A 2,057-nucleotide genomic window follows, 5' to 3' on the forward strand; every position below is an offset into this window, starting at 1 on the left:
GTGTAGGCGAGTTCGCCGGAAAGCGCTTTGAGGAAGGTCGTCTTGCCCGAACCATTGGGGCCGACGATGGCGGCGATCTCGCCGGGCCGCGCGTGGAAATCGATACCGCTGACGATAGGCTTGCCGGCGATATCAACCGAAACATCCTTGGCCTCGATCATCAAGCCTCACAAATCAACCACGCCGCGCTTGCGCAGCAGGATCCAAAGGAAAAACGGCGCGCCCGCTATCGCGGTGACGATGCCTATCGGCAGTTCGGCCGGCGCAACGATGGTGCGTGCGACCGCGTCGGCCAGAAGCAGCAGCGAGGCACCGAGCAGCGCCGACGCCGGCAGCAGATAGCGATTGTCCGGACCAATCAGCAGGCGCAGCAGATGCGGTACCACGATGCCGACGAAGCCGATGCCGCCGCTGACGGCGACGGATGCGCCGACCGCGGCAGAGACGCCGACGATGGCCGTGTATTTCAGCCGCTGCACCGGAATGCCGAGATGACCGGCGGTCGCCTCGCCAAGCGCCAGCGCGTTGAGGCCGCGTGCCAGGAACGGCATCGCCGCCAGCGCCAGCACGATGATCGGCCCTACCGACGCGATCTTCGCCCAGGTTGCGCCGCCGAGCGATCCGAGTTGCCAGAAGGTCAGGTCGCGCAACTGGCGATCGTCGGCCATGAAGATAAGAATGCCGGTCAGCGCCATGGCGAGCGCCGCCAGCGCGATGCCGGCAAGCAGCATTGTGGCAACCGAGGTTTGCCCCCGCCGCGTCGCGACCTGGTAAAGCACCAGCGTGGTGGCGAGCCCGCCACAGAAGGCCGCCAGCGGCAGTGCAAGCGTGCCGAGCAAGGCGGTCACCGGAGCCAATATCGTGGCGCCGAGCACGATGACGGCAACCGCGCCGAGGCTGGAGCCGGCCGAGACGCCGATCAGGCCGGGGTCGGCCAGCGGATTGCGGAACAGTCCCTGCATGACCGCGCCGGAGACCGCGAGCGCCGCGCCGACCAGCATGCCGAGGATGATGCGCGGCAGGCGGATGTCATAGACGATCAGGCTGTCGCGGGCGCTCACTGCGGCGTCATCAGGCACTGTGCCGAACAGCCAGCCCCCGATGACGTTGACGGCCGAAGCGTCCGAAGCCCCCGATGTCAGCGACAGAAAAACGGCAGCCGCGAGCCCCAGGCACAGCAGCAGAATGACGATGCGGGCGCGGCCCGACCTGTCGCCTTCGGATACGCTTGCCATCACCGGGCCGGCGATCGATTGATCGACCATGATCCGCCCGTTCAGTCCGTGACCTGCCCGCCATAAAGCGAGACAGCGAGGTCGTGGATGGCATCGGCCGTGCGTGGCCCGAAGCCGAGCAGATAGGCACCGTCGATGCGGATCAGCTTGCGCGCCTTTCCGGCCGGCGTCGAGGCGATCGACGGATTGCCGAACAGTTCGTCATCCGAGACCGGAGGCCCGGCATTGCTCATCATCAGGATCACGTCCGGTCTGGCGGTTATGATCGCCTCGTCGGACATTTGCTTGTAGCCGGAGAAGCCCTCGACCGCGTTGACGCCGCCAGCCAGCTTGACCATACCGTCCGCCGCGGTCTCGCTGCCGGCCGCCAGGATCTTGCCGCCCTGTATCGACAGCACGAACAGGATGCGCTTGCGTTCCTTGATCGACGTCGTTTGCCCTTCGGCGGCCGTGAGCTTGGCATCGAGCTCCCCGGCGAGCACCTCTGCCTTGGCGTCGACGCCGAGCGCCTTGCCGACGATACGGACCTTTTCGAGGATGCCTTCGTGGCTATAGTGCTCGGGCACTTCGATGAACGGGACGCTCGTCTTCTTCAAGACGTCGACGGCTTCCTTGGGACCGCTGCCATGCAACGCCAGGATGCCGGTCGGGTTGACCGAGAGCACGCCTTCCGGTGACAGCGCACGCATATAGCCGACATCGGGCAGCTCAAGCGCCGCCTTTGGGTACCGGCTGGTGGAATCGCGAGCCACCAGATGCTTTTCCTCGCCGAGCGCATAGACGATCTCGGTGATCGAGCCGCCAACGGCCACGATTTTCGAA

Annotated in this window: 3 protein-coding genes; all 3 read right to left on the reverse strand. The window is 65.8% G+C overall.

Annotation, left to right across the window (positions count from 1 at the left end):
- Positions 1-161 (reverse strand): ATP-binding cassette domain-containing protein (locus EN964_RS32745; RefSeq protein WP_127277315.1); only part of this gene is annotated, 161 nt, incomplete at its 3' end.
- Positions 162-167: 6 nt separating this feature from the next.
- On the reverse strand, positions 168-1,265 hold the full coding sequence (locus tag EN964_RS32750; protein ID WP_127267526.1) for an iron ABC transporter permease: 1,098 nt from the start codon (positions 1,263-1,265) through the stop codon (positions 168-170).
- An 11-nt stretch (positions 1,266-1,276) separates the two neighbouring features.
- The coding region (locus EN964_RS32755) for a hemin ABC transporter substrate-binding protein (protein ID WP_164776245.1) at positions 1,277-2,057 on the reverse strand (781 nt) is incomplete at its 5' end.

It is taken from the genome of Mesorhizobium sp. M7A.F.Ca.CA.001.10.2.1, assembly GCF_003998575.1.
GTDB lineage: Bacteria > Pseudomonadota > Alphaproteobacteria > Rhizobiales > Rhizobiaceae > Mesorhizobium.

Excerpts from the sequence above, each read along its gene's own strand:
- EN964_RS32750 (WP_127267526.1), bottom strand. The coding sequence starts at position 1,265 with ATGGTCGATCAATCGATCGCCGGCCCGGTGATGGCAAGCGTATCCGAA.